14 protein-coding genes are annotated in these 17,180 nt (G+C 70.0%); 10 read left to right on the top strand and 4 right to left on the bottom strand.

The window, feature by feature from the left end:
- Nucleotides 1–6: 6 nt before the first annotated feature.
- Nucleotides 7–1,587 carry an IS1182 family transposase gene (locus tag ABZT47_RS29890; RefSeq protein ID WP_354849292.1) on the bottom strand — a complete coding sequence of 527 codons (1,581 nt, stop codon included), beginning with the start codon at nucleotides 1,585–1,587 and terminating at the stop codon, nucleotides 7–9.
- Entirely contained in the window at nucleotides 1,577–2,881 is a 1,305-nt protein-coding gene (locus tag ABZT47_RS29885; protein ID WP_354849290.1) for a hypothetical protein, read from the bottom strand. Before ABZT47_RS29885 ends, ABZT47_RS29890 begins: the two co-directional genes overlap by 11 nt.
- A gap of 76 nt (nucleotides 2,882–2,957) precedes the next feature.
- Between ABZT47_RS29885 and ABZT47_RS29880 the strand changes: the two genes are divergently transcribed.
- From ABZT47_RS29880 to ABZT47_RS29850, 7 genes are all read left to right on the top strand, one after another.
- The gene (locus ABZT47_RS29880; protein ID WP_354849287.1) at nucleotides 2,958–3,389 is read left to right on the top strand and encodes a transposase; all 432 of its coding nucleotides are present in this window, start codon (nucleotides 2,958–2,960) and stop codon (nucleotides 3,387–3,389) included.
- A gap of 663 nt (nucleotides 3,390–4,052) precedes the next feature.
- Complete coding sequence (locus ABZT47_RS29875) at nucleotides 4,053–4,253, top strand: hypothetical protein (protein WP_354849284.1); 201 nt, start codon at nucleotides 4,053–4,055, stop codon at nucleotides 4,251–4,253.
- 68 nt (nucleotides 4,254–4,321) lie between these two features.
- On the top strand, nucleotides 4,322–6,151 hold the full coding sequence (locus tag ABZT47_RS29870) for a glycoside hydrolase family 15 protein (RefSeq protein ID WP_354849282.1): 1,830 nt from the start codon (nucleotides 4,322–4,324) through the stop codon (nucleotides 6,149–6,151).
- Nucleotides 6,148–7,518, top strand: a complete 1,371-nt coding sequence (locus ABZT47_RS29865; protein ID WP_354849275.1) for a glucose-6-phosphate dehydrogenase — start codon at nucleotides 6,148–6,150, stop codon at nucleotides 7,516–7,518. The genes ABZT47_RS29870 and ABZT47_RS29865 overlap by 4 nt, the downstream gene beginning before the upstream one ends.
- The gene (locus tag ABZT47_RS29860) at nucleotides 7,518–9,287 is read left to right on the top strand and encodes an IlvD/Edd family dehydratase (protein WP_354849272.1); all 1,770 of its coding nucleotides are present in this window, start codon (nucleotides 7,518–7,520) and stop codon (nucleotides 9,285–9,287) included. Before ABZT47_RS29865 ends, ABZT47_RS29860 begins: the two co-directional genes overlap by 1 nt.
- Complete coding sequence (locus tag ABZT47_RS29855; RefSeq protein ID WP_354849269.1) at nucleotides 9,274–10,296, top strand: C-terminal binding protein; 1,023 nt, start codon at nucleotides 9,274–9,276, stop codon at nucleotides 10,294–10,296. The genes ABZT47_RS29860 and ABZT47_RS29855 overlap by 14 nt, the downstream gene beginning before the upstream one ends.
- Before the next feature lie 398 nt (nucleotides 10,297–10,694).
- Complete coding sequence (locus tag ABZT47_RS29850) at nucleotides 10,695–11,663, top strand: tyrosine-type recombinase/integrase (RefSeq protein WP_354849266.1); 969 nt, start codon at nucleotides 10,695–10,697, stop codon at nucleotides 11,661–11,663.
- A gap of 32 nt (nucleotides 11,664–11,695) precedes the next feature.
- Here ABZT47_RS29850 and ABZT47_RS29845 read toward each other — a convergent pair whose 3' ends face one another.
- Nucleotides 11,696–12,007, bottom strand: coding sequence for a hypothetical protein (locus ABZT47_RS29845; RefSeq protein ID WP_354849263.1), 312 nt, complete (start codon nucleotides 12,005–12,007; stop codon nucleotides 11,696–11,698).
- Nucleotides 12,008–12,389: 382 nt separating this feature from the next.
- Nucleotides 12,390–13,514, bottom strand: coding sequence for an acetyl-CoA carboxylase carboxyltransferase subunit alpha/beta (locus ABZT47_RS29840; RefSeq protein WP_354849260.1), 1,125 nt, complete (start codon nucleotides 13,512–13,514; stop codon nucleotides 12,390–12,392).
- Between the two features lie 789 nt (nucleotides 13,515–14,303).
- Here ABZT47_RS29840 and ABZT47_RS29835 point away from each other — a divergent pair.
- From ABZT47_RS29835 to ABZT47_RS29825, 3 genes are all read left to right on the top strand, one after another.
- The gene (locus ABZT47_RS29835; RefSeq protein ID WP_354849257.1) at nucleotides 14,304–16,337 is read left to right on the top strand and encodes a BTAD domain-containing putative transcriptional regulator; all 2,034 of its coding nucleotides are present in this window, start codon (nucleotides 14,304–14,306) and stop codon (nucleotides 16,335–16,337) included.
- Between the two features lie 88 nt (nucleotides 16,338–16,425).
- Nucleotides 16,426–16,755: a TcmI family type II polyketide cyclase gene (locus ABZT47_RS29830; protein WP_248958504.1), complete on the top strand. Its 330-nt coding sequence runs from the start codon at nucleotides 16,426–16,428 to the stop codon at nucleotides 16,753–16,755.
- Nucleotides 16,748–17,167 carry a cupin domain-containing protein gene (locus ABZT47_RS29825; RefSeq protein WP_354849253.1) on the top strand — a complete coding sequence of 140 codons (420 nt, stop codon included), beginning with the start codon at nucleotides 16,748–16,750 and terminating at the stop codon, nucleotides 17,165–17,167. Before ABZT47_RS29830 ends, ABZT47_RS29825 begins: the two co-directional genes overlap by 8 nt.
- Nucleotides 17,168–17,180 lie beyond the last annotated feature (13 nt).

The following is a 17,180-nucleotide window of genomic DNA, read 5'->3' as shown; positions in this document are numbered from 1 at the left end:
GCTCGCTCAGGCGGGTTTGGGAACCAGTGTCCAGCCGTTGCCGGTGCGGGTGAGTCCGAGGTTGATCAGGGTTCGCAGGTTGAGGGCGGCGGCGCGGGTGTGGAGCCAGGCGTTGTTCTTGATGGTGCCGATGTAGCGTAATCGCCGGCCGCCGTGATCGACGATCCAGGCGATGGCGCGTTCGACCGGGGGCCGCCAGCGCCGGTAGTCGTCCTGCCAAATCTGATCGGTGGCGGCCTGCCGGCGGGCGGCGGCCAGCTCGTCGTGGTGCGGGCGGATGGTCAGGATGCGTCCGGCTTTGGCCTTGGTGCAGCGTGAGCGCAGCGGGCAGCCGGTGCACTGACCGGTGAAGAACGCTTTGCGTTGCAGGTTGCGGCCTGATGGCGCCGATAACGGGACCTGGTGCCCGGCCGGGCACCTCACGGCGCTGTTGGCGGTGTCGATGGCGAAGTCGTCCAGGTCGAACCCGCCGGGGACGGCCGGGCGCAGCGGTGCGGGTTTGATCACGGCACGATGCCCCGCCGAGGTCAGCGCCGCTCGGCAGGGCCCGGTGGAGTAGGCGGCATCGCCGAAGACCTCCACAGGGCCGTCTTCCTCGGCGAGCAGTTCCAAAGCAAGGGCGGCCTCGTGATGGGCGGCGCCCGATCCGGGTCGTAATGCCACGGCCGTGAACAGGCTGGTCTCGGGTTCGACCGCCACATGGGCCTTAAAGCCGTCCTGGCGGTGGGTGCGGGTCTTGTGCACATGCCGGGATTCGGGATCGACGGTGGAGATCACCCGGTCGGGGACGGTGCGCTGGGCGATGCGCCAGCGCCCGTCCCGGCCGTCGGAGTCCTCGGCCGGTTCCACATCCTGGCCGGCGACCAAGGCCAGCAGGCCCACGGCGGTGGCGGCCTGCTCGTCCAAAGGCTGCTCGGGCAGGTGGGCCAGCAGCCGGATGGCGTCGGTGACCAGGGCGTCCACCAGCGCGGCCCGGGCCTGCTCGTCATCCCAGGCGATGCGCGGCTTGCCCGGATCGGCGTAGTCATGGGCGGTGCAGGATGCGGCGGCCTGGGCGGCACCGGGCACCTGGCGGATCGTGCGGCGGATCGCGGCGATCAACTGGGTGACGGTGTCCTGGGTGGCCACCGCGTCGTCCAGCACCGCCGAGTCCAGCGCCCGCCGCTGCCTGCCCTTGAGCACCCCGGTCGCCGCCACCACCTCAGCGACGGCCTCAAAGATTCGGTTCGGCCTGAGGGAGCGGGCCAGCCGCCGCCGGAAGTAGGTCAGCAACGACGGATCGAACGCGGTGTCATACAGCCCCAGCCCACAGGCCGCCTTCCAGCGCAGGTCACACCGCAACGCCTGCACGGTGTCGACGTCCGGCAACCCGTGCAGCGTCTGCAGCACCACCGCAGCCGCCAGGATCTGCGGCGGCATGCTCGGACGCCCGTTTCGCGAGGGATACATGTCGGCGAACATCTCCGGCGGAAACAGCACCTGACGATGCTCGGCCAAGAACGCGAACACACTCCCTGCCGGAATCAGTTCCCGGCAGGTCTGCCACACATCCGGCCCGACCAGCTCTCCAGCCCACTCACCCTGCACATAGCCACTGTGGCCTCATCTCGGAAAGGACGAGGGCAGAACGCAAGATGCCTTCTAGCGCGAGCCCGAATCCTAGCGCGAGCCCGAATCCGCCTGTGAGCCCGAGTCCTCCCACTAATCCGACCGCGAACCCGAATGTGAAGCCGGTCACGAACAAGGTCGCCAGAGCGCTGCGCCCGTCGCGGTTCCTCAGGCGGCGCAAGTCGATCCGTTTAGGTCCGCGCCAAATCGTGCTCCACTCGAGCCACGTTGTCCCCAGAGCCGCCAGGAGTAGTAAGCCGGTGTCGAGCAGCCGAATGACAGTGGGCTGGCTGAGGAGCCGCATGAACGTGACCACACCGGTGATCAGCCAAGTTATGGCGATGAAGGCGGTGGTGAGCAGGCGGGGGCGGTTGCCCGCCAGGGGCCAAAGTTCGTGGAGCACGATGTCGGTACCCGACAGGGCCCGTCCGCCCAGGGTGCGGCCGGTTGTGGCGTTGGTGTCCAGGTAGCCGGACAGCGTTGCCAGCCATCGGTGCACCCGCTCGGCGTCGGCGCGGCCCGGTGGTCGGTTGTGTGCGACGGCCGCCGGGATGAACAACCCCAGCAGGTGATCGCGCACCGCGGAGGGGGTATCCAGCCGCGCATCGGTCAACTCCGTTGGATCGCGCAGGAACGCCCCGGTGCCAGGGGCGCGCTCTTCGTAGACAATGGCGGCCAGGGTTAGCCGCCAGGGGGTGGACAGCCCGACGGCCAGCGGTCCGCGAGGCGCCCGCCGGATGGCCTGCAACACCGGCTCCCAGCGGGCCAAGTTGTCCACCCGGGCGGTCAGGAAGGCGCGGGCCTGGCGGCCGTCGACCGGGGCGATCTCCACCCGGGCGGCGTCCTTGGCCCACACCCGCTCCTGCAGTGCCTGGTACTGGGCGGTGCGGCAGGTCAGCACCACTGCCCCCTTGTCGCGCACGTCCTGGTAAGCGTTGATCGCGCGCAGCACCCGCCCGGCCCGCGAGTCGTACCCGGGCTCGGCTGGGGCGTCCATCTCGTCCAGGCCGTCGATCACCGGCACCACCAGCCGGGCCGTGACCAGATCTTTGGCCACCGCGCGTCTTACCCGGTAGACCAGTGTCAGGTGGCTCGACAACCAGCGCTCCATCACCTGGGGGCCGCTCAGCTCGGTGTCCAGCGAGGCGGCCGAGATCCGTACGGCACCGGGCCGCTGCTGGCCAGGCGGGCCGAGGCAGGCATCGACAGCAAGATCAAGATGCAGCCGGCCAACGCGCCGGGCGGCCGCTTCACCAAAGACTGCCTTGACCATCGATCTGGAGGCCTGGCAGGTGAGTTCCCGAAACAGGTGAGAGTCGCCATCTGGGCCGCAAAGCGACGGCGGCGGGGTGGCTCGCTTCGGCGCCGCCTGCGCGAGCTGCCCCCTGGCGGCCCCGGGCACCACGGCCAAGGACGGCCGCGAGATCAAGATCAGCCCGCACGAAAAGCACCTGGCCCAGGGCTGGACCGACAGCCGCGATCCCGGCTGGCTGACCACCTATCGAGCCACCCGCCCCGAGGTCGAACGCAAGATCGCCCCATCTGATGCGGCGACGTCACGGGGGACGCCGGGCTCGCATGCGCGGCCAAGCGAAAACGACGCCGACTTCTCCATCCTTGCCGCCGCCGTCGACCTCGCCCGCCTCGCCCGCCTCGGCGTGCTCGGAGTCGCCTCCACCAGGCACGACGGCCGCGATGTCGCCTCGTCCTGGTGCCCGGCTCAGGTCAGCAGACGCACCCCAGCAGTAAATGGATACCTGAAGTTATGTCGCCCCTGGTGACGCTCATCACTCAACGAAACTCATGGGCTGTTTCTCAGTACTTTGACGGCATGTGGTCCGGATCGAGGAAGACAGGGGTTTAGACGATGAGCTGGGAGGGGTAGGCACGTCGTCGGAGGCGCTATTTCCGGGAGTGGCGCTTTATGACTGATGCGGGGGTGCCATAGCGCGCTTTTACGGGTCTCGGGTGATTCAGCACCGATTGATGCTGCTTCTCATCGGCGCACCGATATGCGTCAGGAAATGATCATGAAGAACGAGTCGGGGGCGACATGAAGGCGTTCGTGCTGAAGAAGAACGGCCACGTCGGTTTCGTGGACAAACCCGTGCCGGAATCGGGGCCGCTCGACGCCGTTGTGCGCACGACCACCGCCCTGATCTGCACCTCCGACTCCCACATGGCAGAACGGCCAGGTCGCAGTCGGGCGGACCGCTTGGAGGGTTCAAGTTCGCCAATTCCAAGGACGGCGTCTTCGCCGAGTAATTCCACGTGAACGAGGCCAACACCGACCTGGTGAAGATCCTCGACGAGGTGCCTGACGAGATGGCGGTCTACTGCGCCGCCATGCTCTCGACCGGGTTCATGGGCGCCGAGCATGGCGACATTCCGATCGGCCGGACGGGCGAGTACGTGTGCATTCCTTGCGTCGAGTGGGGGTCGGCATGGCCGACAAGACGATCGCGACCGGCCTGTGCCCAGGAGGCCGGCTGCGCATGGAACGCCTGCTACGCATGCTCGTGACGGAGCGGCTCGATCCCACGCACATGACGACCCACATGTTCCGCTTCGACGACATGGAGCGGGCCTTCGAAGTGGCGGACAAGAAACTCGAGGACGTCGTCAAAGTGCTGATCAGTTTCTAGCGACGAGACCGGCGATGGCGCGAGCGCCCACTCCGCCTGTCCCGCGTACGACGAAGGACAAACCCGGCATGCTTGATTTTGATCCGCCGTTCCGCCCGATTCACCGCCGGGAGGGTTACCTGCCGCTGGAGGACCTTGGCCTCATCGGCGACGGCTCGACGGCGGCGCTGGTCGGCCTGGACGGTTCGATTCCGTGGCTGTGCCTGCCCCGTTTCGACAGCGAACCGCTGCTGTGCGGCCTGCTGGATCACGCGCGAGGCGGGCATTTCACGCTGACCGTGGAAGATTTGCTGGAGGGCCGCCATCGCTACGAGCCCGATACGGCGGTGCTGGTGACCGAGCTGCGCGCTCCGACCGGCGTGGTTAGGATCACCGACGCGCTCGCGCTGCGCGCCGGCGCCGACCTCACCGACGACGCGGGCGGCGGGCGGTGCGAGCTCGTCCGTTCCGCCGAGGTCCTGGCCGGGACCGTACGCCTGCGGGCGGAGCTGGAGCCCCGAGGCGGCGCGCAGTCCCGCGTCCTCGGCAGCGGCCTGGAGGTACGCGCCTTCCGGCGGCCGGACCTGCGCCTGCATCTGCGCTCCAACCGTCCGCTGACCGGGCTTCGCACCGGGCACCACCTGCAAGAGGGCGACCGCCTGGATCTGGTGTTGTCCTGGGGCCGCATCCACCGCCACCATCGGTTCGACGCCGAGACGGTCCTGCGGGAAACCGCCGACGCGTGGCGGCGCTGGATGCGGAAGTGCCGCTACGACGGCCCGCAGAAAGCGCTGGTCCGGCGCGCCGTGATCACACTGAAGCTGTGCGACGACTGGGTCAACGGCTCGCTGGTCGCGGCCCCCACGTCCTCGTTGCCCGCGCCGATCGGCGGCGTCCGCAACTGGGACTATCGCTACACCTGGATCCGCGATGCCGGCTACGCCGTGTTCGCGCTGCGCCGCGTCGGCTTCGACCAAGAGGCCGACGCCTTCCTCGGCTGGGTCCTGGACGCCTTCGAGCAGAGCCGCTACCCGCGGATCATGTACACCTTGGGCGGCGAGCCCGTACCGGAGGAGATTCAGGACGGGGAACTTGAGGGCTACCGGCGCTCCGCTCCCGTGCGGTGGGGCAACGGCGCGGCCGACCAGCGCCAGCACGACGTGTACGGCGAGGTGCTGGACTGCGCCGACCAATGGCTGCGTACCGGCCATGAGCTCCAGCCCGCGCTGTGGAACGGCCTGGCCGAGCTGGCCGAGTCCGCCGCGGTCACCTGGCGGCAGCCGGATCAGGGCATCTGGGAGGTACGCAGTGAAGGCCGGGTCTTCACATATTCGGCTGGGATGTGCCAGGTCGCCCTGGATCGGGCCGCGACGATCGGCGAGCGGCTCGGCCGGCCGGAGGAGATCGCAACATGGCGGGCCACCGCCGACGAGTTGCGCCGGCTCATCCTGGGCCAGGCCTGGGACGAAGAGGCGCAATGCATCAGCGAGCACCTCGACGGCGGTGGCGGTCTCGACGCCAGCCTGCTCGCATTGCCCCTGCGGCGGGTCGTCCCCGGCGACCATCCGCGGATGGCGGCCACCACCGCGGCCATCGCCGAACGCCTGTCCGCCGGTGACGGCCTGCTCTACCGGTACCTGCACGACCACTCACCCGACGGCCTGCCCGGCGACGAGGGCGCCTTCCTGCTGTGCAGCTTCTGGCTGGTCGACAACCTGATCTTACAAGGTCACCTCGAACGCGCCGAGGACCTGTACGCGTCGTTGTGCGCCCGCGCCAGCCCGCTCGGGCTCCTGCCGGAGCAGATCGACCCGACAACGGGCGCGTTCATGGGCAACTTCCCGCAGGCGTTCAGCCACATCGGGATCATCGCCAGCGGTGTCAATCTCGCACGAGCGAAGGCAGGCATCACGCCATGATCAACCGGCTTGTCATCATCGGCGCCACAGGCGACCTCAACGCCCGCTACCTGCTGCCGGCACTGGCCGCGCTGCGAGCGGCCGGGCACCTCGGCGACCGGTTCGAGTTGACGTGCGCCGACAGGGCGGACTGGACCGGCGGGCAGTTCCAGCGCTGGGCGGCCGCTCAGCTCGACCGGCATTGTCCCTCCGAGCCCGCCGACGCCAGGAAGGCGATCGCGCACGCCGCCCGTTACCGGCGGGCGGACGCCGCCGACACTGCCGACATCGTGTCGCTCGTCGCGGGTGACGGCCCCGTCGCCGTCTATCTCGCCCTCCCGCCAGCGATCTTCCCTAGTGCGGTTACCGCCCTGCACGGAGCCGAACTGCCACCGGGCAGCCGGCTCGTGCTGGAAAAGCCGTTCGGCGAGGATCTGGACAGCGCGGTGGAGCTGAATCGGCTGCTGTCCGGCGTGGTGCCGGAGCAGGCGGTGTTCCGCGTTGACCACTTCCTGGCCATGACGACCGTCCAGAACGTGCTCGGCAGCCGGTTGGCCAACCGCGTGCTGGAGCCTATCTGGAACAGCGCGCACATCTCCGAGGTGGAGATCGTCTGGAACGAGACCCTAGCCCTGGAAGGCAGGGCGGGTTACTACGACGGCGTCGGGGCGCTCAAGGACATGGTGCAGAATCACCTGCTGCAGGTGCTGTGCCTGGTGGCCATGGAACCGCCGCTCAGCCTCAGCGAGCGTGACCTGCGCGACCGGAAGGTCGACGTGCTGCGCTCGGTACGCCCTCTGACGGACGACGATGTCGTACGCCGCACCCGCCGCGCCCGATATCTGGCCGGCCGCATCAAAAATCGTGACGTTCCCGCCTACACCGAGGAGGAGGGCGTGGACCCGCGGCGCCGTACCGAGACCTTCGCCGAGGTAGAGCTGGAACTCGAAAGCTGGCGCTGGTCCGGCACGACCTTCCGGCTCGGCACCGGCAAGGCGCTCGGCCATGACCGCAAAGAGGTCGCAGTACGCTTTCGGCCCGTACCGCACCTGCCTTTCGGCCTCGACGAGGAAGCCGCGCCCAACGTGCTGCGCTTCGGGCTGGAGCCGGAGAGTATGACCCTGGCGCTGACCGGTATCGGTACCGGCGCCCACACCCTCGCCCCGCTCACCCTCGCCGCGCGGCCGGCGCCCTCCGACCTGCCTGCTTACGGCCGCCTGCTGCTGGACGTGCTACACGGGAACGCCGCCCTGTCCATCCGCGGCGACGAGGCCGAAGAGGCCTGGCAGGTCCTCGCAGCGGTCATGTCGGCCTGGTCCAGGGACCTGGTGCCGCTTGCTGAATACCCGGCCGGATCGGACGGGCCTGCCGCAGTGAGGAGTAGCTGATGCCGCCGACGGAGCGTGCCACAGGCAGCCTGCGTAGTCAGGCTTGGTGGGACAACGCGGGCAATCCGGAGATGACGGCTCTGTATCTCGAACGCTTTCTCAACTTCGGGCTGACCCCGACGGAGCTCCAGTCCGGCCGGCCGATCATCGGCATCGCTCAGACGGGTAGCGATCTCGTTCCCTGCAACCGCCACCACCTCGCCCTCGCCGACCGGGTCAAGGACGGGATCCGCGACGGCGGTGGCATCCCGCTCGAGTTCCCCGTTCATCCGCTGCAGGAGACCGGTAAACGCCCGACTGCCGCGCTGGATCGCAACCTCGCCTACCTCGGGCTGGTCGAGGTGCTCTACGGATACCCCCTCGATGGAGTCGTTCTGACGACAGGCTGTGACAAGACCACGCCCGCGTGCCTGGCCGCGGCGGCAACGGTGAACATCCCGGCGATAGTCCTGTCCGGAGGGCCTATGCTCAACGGTTATCACCAGGGCAAGCGGACGGCCGCATCGGGCTCAGGGCTGGTGATCTGGCAGTCGAAGCGGCTGCTGGCCACCGGGGAGATCGACTACAACGAGTTCATGGCGCGCGTGGCCGCCTCCGCGCCCAGCATCGGTCACTGCAACACGATGGGCACCGCGCTGTCGATGAACAGCCTGGCCGAGGCCCTGGGCATGTCCCTGCCGGGCTGCGCCGCGATCCCGGCCCCCTACCGCCGGCGAGCGCAGATGGCCTACGAAACAGGCCTTCGAGCGGTGGACCTCGTGCGCGAGGACCTCACCCCGCGCAAGATCATGACATTGCAGGCCTTCGAGAACGCGATCGTGGTCGCCTCGGCCATCGCCGCCTCCACCAACGTGCCCATCCACATCAATGCCATCGCGCGACACGTCGGGGTGCCGCTGTCCATCCAGGACTGGCAGCGGGTCGGAGCAGACATCCCGGTGCTGGCGAACGTCGCCCCCGCCGGTGAGTTCCTCGGCGAGGACTTCTACCGCGCCGGCGGTGTTCCCGCCATCATGCGGACGTTGCTGACAGCAGGGCGCCTGCACAGCGACGCCGTGACCGTCTCCGGCCGTACCTTGGCCGAGAACCTGGCCGATGCCCCGCCCGCCGACCCGACGGTCATCCGTCCCTTCGACGAGCCTCTCGCCGCGCGCGGCGGACTTCTCATCATGACGGGCAACCTGTTCGAGTCCGCGGTCATGAAGACCTCGGTCCTCACCGACGACCTCCGCGCGGTGTCCGACTATCGCGCCATCGTCTTCGACGGGCCCGAGGATTACCACGCCCGCATCGAAGATCCCGAACTGGGCCTGGACGAGGACTGCATCCTCGTCATCCGCTACACCGGGCCGATCGGCTATCCGGGATCGGCCGAGGTCGTGAACATGGAGGTCCCCGCCGCGCTGCTCCGGCGGGGCGTCACCACGTTGCCCACGCTCGGTGACGGCCGCCAGAGCGGCACCTCGGACGCACCGTCCATTCTCAACGCCAGCCCCGAAGCCGCGGCGGGCGGAAACCTCGCCATCCTACGCACCGGCGATCGCATCCGTATCGACATTGACAACGCGCGCGTCGACGTCCTCCTGTCGGATGAGGAGATCGCCGCGCGGTGGGTTCACTACACACCGCCGGTATTCGAAAACCAGACACCGTGGCAGGAGATCTACCGCTCCACGGTCGGGCAGCTGGACAGCGGAGGCTGCTTGGAGCTCGCCCTGTCCTACCAGGATCTCGTACATACCAAGGGGATTCCCCGTGACTCGCACTGACGCCAGAGGCACCATCATGATCGCCGACTCCGACTTCGGCGACGTGGACATCGAACGCGCGATCGTCGAGGCCGCCGGATTCGAGCTCATCGCCGCACAGTGCAAGAGCGAGGACGAGGTGATCGAAAAGGGCCGGGACGTCGATGGCGTCCTGACCCAGTACGCCCGGGTCGGTTCCCGCGCCATCGACGCCTTCACCCGGTGCCGGGTGATCGCCCGCTACGGCACCGGCGTGGACATCGTCGACGTCGACGCCGCGACCCGGCGGGGCATCCAGGTCACGAACGCGCCGAACGAGTGGTGCGCCGAGGAGGTCGCCGACCACGCCGTCGCGCTCTGGCTGGCCGCCGCCCGCAAGATCTGCGCATACGACCGGGCGACCCGGCAAGGTGTATGGCAGTGGCAGAGCGGGGAGCCGATCTGGCGGCTGCGGGGACGGGTGTTCGGGCTGCTGTCCTTCGGCTCCATCGCACAGCTCATCGCCGAACGCGCCAGAGCGTTCGGCGTCGAGGTCTGGGCGCACGACCCGTTCCTCGACGAGTCCGAGATCCGATCGCGCCAGGTGCGGCCGGTGTCCTTCGACCAACTCGTGGACGGCGCCGACTACCTCGTGATCCAGTCACCGCTCACCCCCGAGACACACCACACCTTCGACCGTACGACGCTCCGCAGAATGAAGCCGACCGCCATCCTCATCAACACCGCTCGTGGCCCGATCGTGGAGGATGCGGCGATCTGCCAGGCACTCACCGAGGGATGGATCGCCGGCGCAGCACTGGATGACCTGGAAGAGGAGCCCGCGAAACAGCGCGACTGGCGCCCGCGCAGCCCCCTCTTCACGTTGCCCAACGTGATCGTCACCCCCCACGCCGCCTACTACTCCGAGCAGGCCATCACAACAGTGCGGCGCATCGCCGCAGAAGAGGCCGTACGGGTCCTGACCGGGCAAGGCGCCCGTAGGCCAGTCAACGACGTGACGGCTGGCTCTCTCCCTGGGGAACCCGGGTAGGATCGCCGCCCGGCGCCCCTCTGCATGAGCGCGCACAGCACGAACGCGGCCTTGTCGATCTGCCCCTCGGGCGGGACCAGGTTGCGGTAGACCAAGCCCCGCCACGACCTAGCTTGATCTTTAAACCTGCTCGCTGTTGTCGTGCGGTCATGGCGAGGTCGCGTTTGACGGTCTTCCCGACGTCGTAGTGGGGCTGGTCTGCGGTACTTGACTATTCCTCGTCAAGACAGGGTGTCGGTAAGAAGTCTATCAGGGGCCCCAAACGGCGATGATCATGGATGTTATCGCAGATAGGGGCGCACTATCTGCGATAGTGCGCACCGTCCTGGGAGAACACCTCCGTGCGGCACTGGTGACTCCCACTGCTTATCTGCGATAGCAGGCAGGAGATCCCTCTCATGGCGACCGTGCACCGGCTCGATGTCAACGTCGGTGACAACGCGCCCCGCCTTGGGGCGGCCGCCGAGACCTTCCTGGCCACCATCGCCAACCCCAACACCGCCCGTGCCTACACGATCGCGACCCGCGCACTGGTGGCCGAACTCGGCGAGCACGCCGCCGTGACCGAGTTGGACGACGAGGCCGGCGCCGACCGCGTCGCGGCCTGGTTCGCCGGCCGCTGGGGCGACGCGGCCGCGGCCACCAGCAACGCCCGCCTGGACGCCCTCGGCTCCGCCTGCGCCTGGTGGCGCGACCAGAACTGGTTGAGCGGCGATCCGCTGCGCCGCATCCGCCGCCGAGCCCGCACTCCGGATCGGACCCGGGCGCTGGGCCGCGCCGATGTCGAGGCGCTGCTCGCCCGCCCCACTTTGGGCCTGCGCGAACGCACGCTGTACCGGCTGCTGTATGAGAGCGCGGCCAGAGCTCAGGAGGTCCTGGCTCTCGACGTCGCCGAACTCGGCTTGCGCAACCGGCGCGCGAAGGTACGGCGCAAGGGCGGCGCAGTCGACGTCATCGTCTGGCGCACCGCCACCGCCCGGCTGCTGCCCCGCCTGCTGGCCGGCCGCACCACCGGGCCGGTGTTCCTGGCCGACCGACGCGCCCCCGCTTCCGGATCTCGCGCACCCGCTCGCGGTGACATCTGCCCGATCACCGGGCGGGGGCGGCTGTCCTATCCGCGCGCCGAGTACCTGTTCAAGACCGCCTCCGCCACGCTGGACCCGCACCGCCAGGGATGGACGTTGCACCAACTCCGGCACAGCGCGTTGCAGCATCTCGCGCAGGCCGGAAGGACCGCCCCGGAGTTGCAGGCCAAGAGCCGCCACCAGCACCTGGCCAGCCTCGGCCGGTACGTCCGCCTGGGCGAGGAGACCTCCGCGCGCATCACCGCCGAAGCCGACCCCGCCCAGCGCCGCCGTCCCCGCTGACCTCCACCCCCACGCGCTGGAGCGAACCGCGATCAGGAGGACTCCCGCACCAGCAGCACCTGATCATCGCCAGCTTCAGCCACGACGCGGTACCCGGCCTTGCGCAGGTCGTCGGAGCACCGGGCGAGCTCCAGCGCGGACGCCTTGGCGTCGTCGGCGCATGGGACCTGGAACGGCTTTCCGTCGCCGCCGCCCTCAACAACGAACCCACCGTGGCGTTCGCTGAATTCCCGACACCCCGCCTTGCGCAGCACCGTCCGGATGACCTCAGCGTCCCGGTCCCGCGCCGTCCACAACGGGCGACCGCCCGCGCCATGCCCGAACGCCGGCTTGCCGTCGCTCATGGTCAACATCGTAAGCGAATCGAGACCTCAGCTATAGGGGCCCGTATCAACCCAGGTCAGGTGCTACTTCGGTGGAAATTTCTTCATTGCTACCGGGGGACCCCGACAGGTCAGGGCCGTTGCGCGAGAACGGAACCGACTCGGCTGTGACACTCCACCATGACTGCCAAACCTGTGTCGATGTAACCCAGGCATTCCAGGATCGCCTCATGGTCGGCGGTCAAGTGACGGTGGTGAATCGTGCAGTGATGCGCGATCTTGTTGCGCAGGACGCGTAGATAGTCGAATCGGCGGTGCAGGTCACGGCGGCGCCCGCGGAAGCCGGGGAAAGCCCGGTACAGCGCGGGGCGCCACAGCCGCTGGTCGTAGTTGTTGCCGGATCCTAGGTGTCGTGGCCCTTCTGGTGGCCGATCAGCATGACCGGCACGCCCTCCAGCCGTCCGACGCCGCCCACGATGGCCGGGCAGTCGCCCGACATCCGGTCGCCGTGCAGCTGCTGGAAGTCCTCCAGCAGATGGCAGGCGTAGTCCAGAGTGGTGGGGCGGCCGGGGTCGCGGGCCAGGGCGACGCTCTGCCAGCCGTCCCGCACGGGCAGGTCGGCCGCGTCACGCACCAGGTGGGGGGCGCTGTCGCGCCACGCCCCCGGAATGGGACGGCCGTCCTCGGCCCAGGCGGCGGCCGACAGCAGGTGGGTCAGCGCCGGACGCAGTCCGGCGCGCGGGCGCACGCCGTCGACCAGGCCGCCGGCCAGGAGCGTCTCGGCGGTCTGGAAGCCGTCGGGCAGGCGCTGTCCCATGGTGCCGGCGATGACGCGCGGCCCGGCGAAGCCCATGTGCGCTCCCGCCTCGGCGAGGATGACGTCGGCCAGCGTGGCGTAGGAGGCGGCGACGCCGCCGTAGGTGGGATCGGTCACGACCGTGATGGTGAGCAGGCCGGCCTGGTCCAGGTCGGCCAGCGCTTGGGCGGTCTTGGCCATCTGCATCAGGGCCAGCGCGCCCTCCTGCATCCGCGCGCCTCCCGAGGCGGTCACCACCACCAGGGGCCTGCGCGTGGACAGGGCGTGCTCGGCGGCGGCGGTGATGCGCTCACCGACGGCACATCCGAGGCTGCCGCCCATGAAGGCGAAGTCCATGACGGCGGCGACGACGGGGTGGCCGTGCAGGGACGCCGAGACGCACACCACCGCCTCCGGCAGGCCGGTGTCTCTGCGCGCCTGCGCGAGGCGGGCCGCGTAGGGGCGGGTGTCGGTGAACTCCAGCGGGTCGGACAGGGTGGTCGCGGCGGCCGGCGCGCTCGTGGAGCCGGGGTCGAACAGCTGGTCCAGCCGTTCGGGCGCGCCCAGCCGGTCGTGGTGGCCGCAGCCGGCGCACACCCGCAGGTTCCTGCGGTGGTGCACCCCGTAGACCGGGTCGTGGCAACCGGCGCAGCGGATCCACGGCGAGGACGGCGAAGACTGTGAGGGCGGCGAGGATGGCGAGGACGGGGCGTCCGGCTCGACGGCGGTCACGCGGCGCTCCCGAAGCTCCCGGCTCCCCCGGCTCCCGTCCCGCGCTCGCCGCCCACCATCGTGATCGCCACCCGCCTGAGCCCACCGCCGCCACCGGCCACGGGCGGACAAAACGGGACGATGGCGCGCGGCGACGGGGCACCGGGGGCCGCCGGGCCGGTGGCGCGGGGCGCGGGCGTCGCCGGGGCGGCGGCCGGGTGGGCGTGTGGTCGCATGTGCATTCCTCCCCTGACCTTCGGGGGGTGGGCCGGACGCGGTGCGCGGCGGACCTCTCTGACGGCAACGATGCGCCCGGCCGCTGGTCGGCCGCTGGGAAGGCGCTGGAGGCGCTCTGGTCCGCGGGCGAGACTCCCGCCACGCAAGGGGCCGGGCGACGGCTCGAGCGACCCCGGACCGAGGGCCTGCGCGGCGTCCGGCGATCACTCCTGCCTGCGCGCCGGAGCCCGCGCCCGGCACTTCCGCCCGACACCTTCGCGCGGTGCGTCCTGGAGGCGCGGACCAGGAGGGCCGCTATAGGGACATAAGCGGCTTTGTCATATTAAAGGCGGACCGAGTGTCGGACCTTTTCGCGGGCGCGCCAGACGGACATTATTCGGAAATACCGCCTAAGGTAAAGAATATAGGACTAGACCAGGACTTTTTCGGAGATTTTGTCCTCATGAGCCATCTTTCCGGCAGTTCCGATAAGCGAGTTCATCTAAATTCGAGAGGTCCACCAGGCGCCCGAGCACGCGCCGACGCCGCACGCCGGCCGGCTCGGACGGCGTCGCGATCAACTGCGGAGATCACATGGAGTTCCGGGTTCTGGGTTCGCTGCAAGTGGTCGACGGCGACGCCGATCTGACGCCGAGCGCGGCCAAGGTCCGCGCGGTGCTGGCCATGCTGGTCCTGCGGCACAACCAGATCGTGTCCACACGCGAGCTGATCGACGAACTGTGGGGCGAGCGTCCCCCGGCGACCGCCCTGCCCACCTTGCACACCTACGTCTACAAACTGCGCAAGATGCTCGGCACCGGCGGACCGGCCACGGTGGTCACCCAGACCTACGGCTACCTGCTGGCCACCGCCCCGGAGACCATCGACGTGTACCGCTTCGAGCGGCTGGTCGCCGACGGGTGGAACGCGCTGGAGCGCGAGGACGCCGCGCACGCCACCGAGGCGCTGTCGCAGGCACTGGCGTTGTGGCGGGGGCCGGCCCTGGCGAACCTGGCGGCGGGAGAGCTGCTGTCGGCACAGATCACCCGCCTGGAGGAGAGCAGGCTACGGGCCCTGCAGCTTCGCCTGGACGCCGATCTGCGCCTGGGCCGGCACCGCGAGCTGATCAGCGAGCTCAAGGAGCTCATCGCCATCCACCCGCTCAACGAGGACTTCTACGCCAAGCTGATGACCGCCCTGTATCAGGCGGGGCGGCGCGGCGAGGCGCTGGAGGTGTACCAGAACCTGCGCCAGGTGCTGGTCGGGCAGCTCGGCCTGGAGCCCTCCCCCGCCCTGTGCCGCCTGCAGCAGCGCCTGCTGTCGGCCAACCCCGGCCTGGAGCAGCCCGACCTGGACCCCGCGCCGCCGCCCGCCCCGCCCGCGGCCCCGGTGGCCGCCGTCAGGCCGGCGCAGCTCCCGCCCGACATCGCCGACTTCGTCGGCCGGGCCGAGGTCGTCGACCGGATCGCCGCCCTGCTGTCGCGCCCGGCCGAGTCCGGCACCGCCGTCCGGGTTATCTGCATCAGCGGGATGCCCGGTGTCGGCGAGACGGCCCTGGCCGTGCACGCCGCCCACCGGGCCCGCTCCGCCTTCCCCTCCGGGCAGCTGTTCACCGAGCTCGGCGGGTCCGGCGTGCCGGCCGACCCCGGCGAGGTGCTGGCCGGGTTCCTGCGGGCCACGGGCGTCCCGCCGGGCGAGGTCCCCGGCGACCGCGACGAGCGCAGCAAGCTGTTCCGCACCTGGTGCAGCGAACGACAGGTGCTCATCGTGCTCGACGACGCCGCCGGGTACGCCCAGATCCAGCCGCTGCTGCCCGGCTCGGCCGGCTGCGCCGTCATCGTGACCAGCCGGTTCGCGCTGCACGGGTTCGCCGGCGCCCACATGGTGGAGCTGGACCCGCTCACCGGGGAGGAGGGGCTGGATCTGCTGTCCCGGATCATCGGCCCGGCCCGGCTCTCGGCCGAGCGCGCGGCGGCCGAGCACATCGTGCGCCTGTGCGGGCGGCTGCCGCTGGCACTGCGGTGCGCCGGGTCGCGCCTGGCCGCCGGGCAGGGCCTGACGCTGGCCAAGTTCGCCGAACGCCTGGAGGACCCCCGCTCGCGCCTGTCGGACCTGCGGGTCGCCGACCTGGACGTGCGCACGACGTTCCGCGCCACCTACGAGCGGCTCGGCGAGCCCGAGCGCAGCCTGTTCCGGCTGCTCGGGCTGCTGCAGACCCCGCACATCACCATGCGGCAGGCCGGCGCGCTGCTGGGCTGCGAGCCCGGCCACGCCGAGCGGCTGCTCGCCCGCCTGGCCGACTGCTCGCTGCTGTCGGCGCGGCCCACCGCCCTGGGCGAGGTGCACTACGCCGTCCACGAGCTGGTCCGGTTGTACGCGCGCGAGTGCCTGGAACGGGAGCTGGACGGCTGCGCCGTCGCCGTGCCCGCCCCCCAGGCCGCGGAACCCGCCGCACCGGCCGGACCCGCCCAGCCCGTCGAGGCCGCCGTCCCCCGGGAGCGGGCGGCGCCCGCCGCGCAGGACGAGCACCGCGCCGTGCCGGTCGAGGAGGCCGGCGCGCGGCCGTTCTCGCTGACGGCGCCGGCCGACTGCGTCAACGGAACGGCGTCCCACATCCTCGGCCCCTGACCCGGAAATTCCGGCACTAGCCTCGCATCAGCATCAAACCAGGCGCTCCCCGCAGCATTGCTGCGTACGGAACGAAAGGAGACGCCTGGTGCACCGGACGCTAATCGTGGCGCGGATGGAGCCCTCCGAGACCGAGGCCGTGGCGAAGATCTTCGCCGACTCGGACGCGAGCGACCTGCCACATCTGATCGGAGTGTCACGCCGCACGCTGTTCCGCTTCCACGACCTGTACTTCCACCTGGTCGAGGCGGACCACGACATCACGCCGAACCTGTACAAGGCACGCAGCCACCCGCTGTACGGCGAGATCAACCAGCGGCTCAGCGAGCACATCCGCCCTTACGACCCCGGCTGGCGCGAGCCCAAGGACGCCATGGCCGAGCCCTTCTACACCTGGGAGGCCGACGGCCATGAGTGACATCCGCCTGTCCAAGTTCAGCGCCGACCAGGTGGAGCCCAACCACCGGCGCGGCGGCGACATCCGCGTCCTGCTCGGCCCGAAGACGGCCGGCGCGACCTCCGGCTTCATGGGCGTCGCCTTCCTCAAGCCCGGCGAGCACTTCGTCGAGCACTACCACCCCTACTCCGAGGAGTTCATGTACCTCGTGCGGGGCAGCGTCACCGCCCGCATCGACGGCGGCCAGGAGATCGTCCTGAACCCCGGCGACGCGCTCATGGTGCCCAAGACCGTGCGGCACCGCGTCGACAACACCGGCCAGGAGGAGGCGTGCATGGTCTTCCACGCCAGCCCCCTGGCCCCGCGTCCCGACCTCGGGCACGTCGACACCGAGAACGCCGCCGGCCAGGCCCCGGCAGGGAGCCCGCGGTGAACCTCACCGGCGC

This window comes from Sphaerisporangium sp. NPDC005289, from assembly GCF_040607455.1.
In the GTDB taxonomy this organism is placed as follows: domain Bacteria; phylum Actinomycetota; class Actinomycetes; order Streptosporangiales; family Streptosporangiaceae; genus Sphaerisporangium; species Sphaerisporangium rhizosphaerae.
The sequence above is the reverse complement of the archived record's forward strand: the minus strand, read 5'-3'. Positions and strand labels throughout refer to the sequence as shown.

Coding starts and splice junctions, on each gene's coding strand:
- ABZT47_RS29885 (WP_354849290.1), bottom strand. CDS start 2,881: ATGGTCAAGGCAGTCTTTGGTGAAGCGGCCGCCCGGCGCGTTGGCCGG.
- ABZT47_RS29875 (WP_354849284.1), top strand. CDS start 4,053: ATGGCCGACAAGACGATCGCGACCGGCCTGTGCCCAGGAGGCCGGCTG.
- ABZT47_RS29870 (WP_354849282.1), top strand. CDS start 4,322: ATGCTTGATTTTGATCCGCCGTTCCGCCCGATTCACCGCCGGGAGGGT.
- ABZT47_RS29850 (WP_354849266.1), top strand. CDS start 10,695: ATGGCGACCGTGCACCGGCTCGATGTCAACGTCGGTGACAACGCGCCC.
- ABZT47_RS29860 (WP_354849272.1), top strand. CDS start 7,518: ATGCCGCCGACGGAGCGTGCCACAGGCAGCCTGCGTAGTCAGGCTTGG.
- ABZT47_RS29835 (WP_354849257.1), top strand. CDS start 14,304: ATGGAGTTCCGGGTTCTGGGTTCGCTGCAAGTGGTCGACGGCGACGCC.
- ABZT47_RS29865 (WP_354849275.1), top strand. CDS start 6,148: ATGATCAACCGGCTTGTCATCATCGGCGCCACAGGCGACCTCAACGCC.
- ABZT47_RS29825 (WP_354849253.1), top strand. CDS start 16,748: ATGAGTGACATCCGCCTGTCCAAGTTCAGCGCCGACCAGGTGGAGCCC.
- ABZT47_RS29845 (WP_354849263.1), bottom strand. CDS start 12,007: ATGAGCGACGGCAAGCCGGCGTTCGGGCATGGCGCGGGCGGTCGCCCG.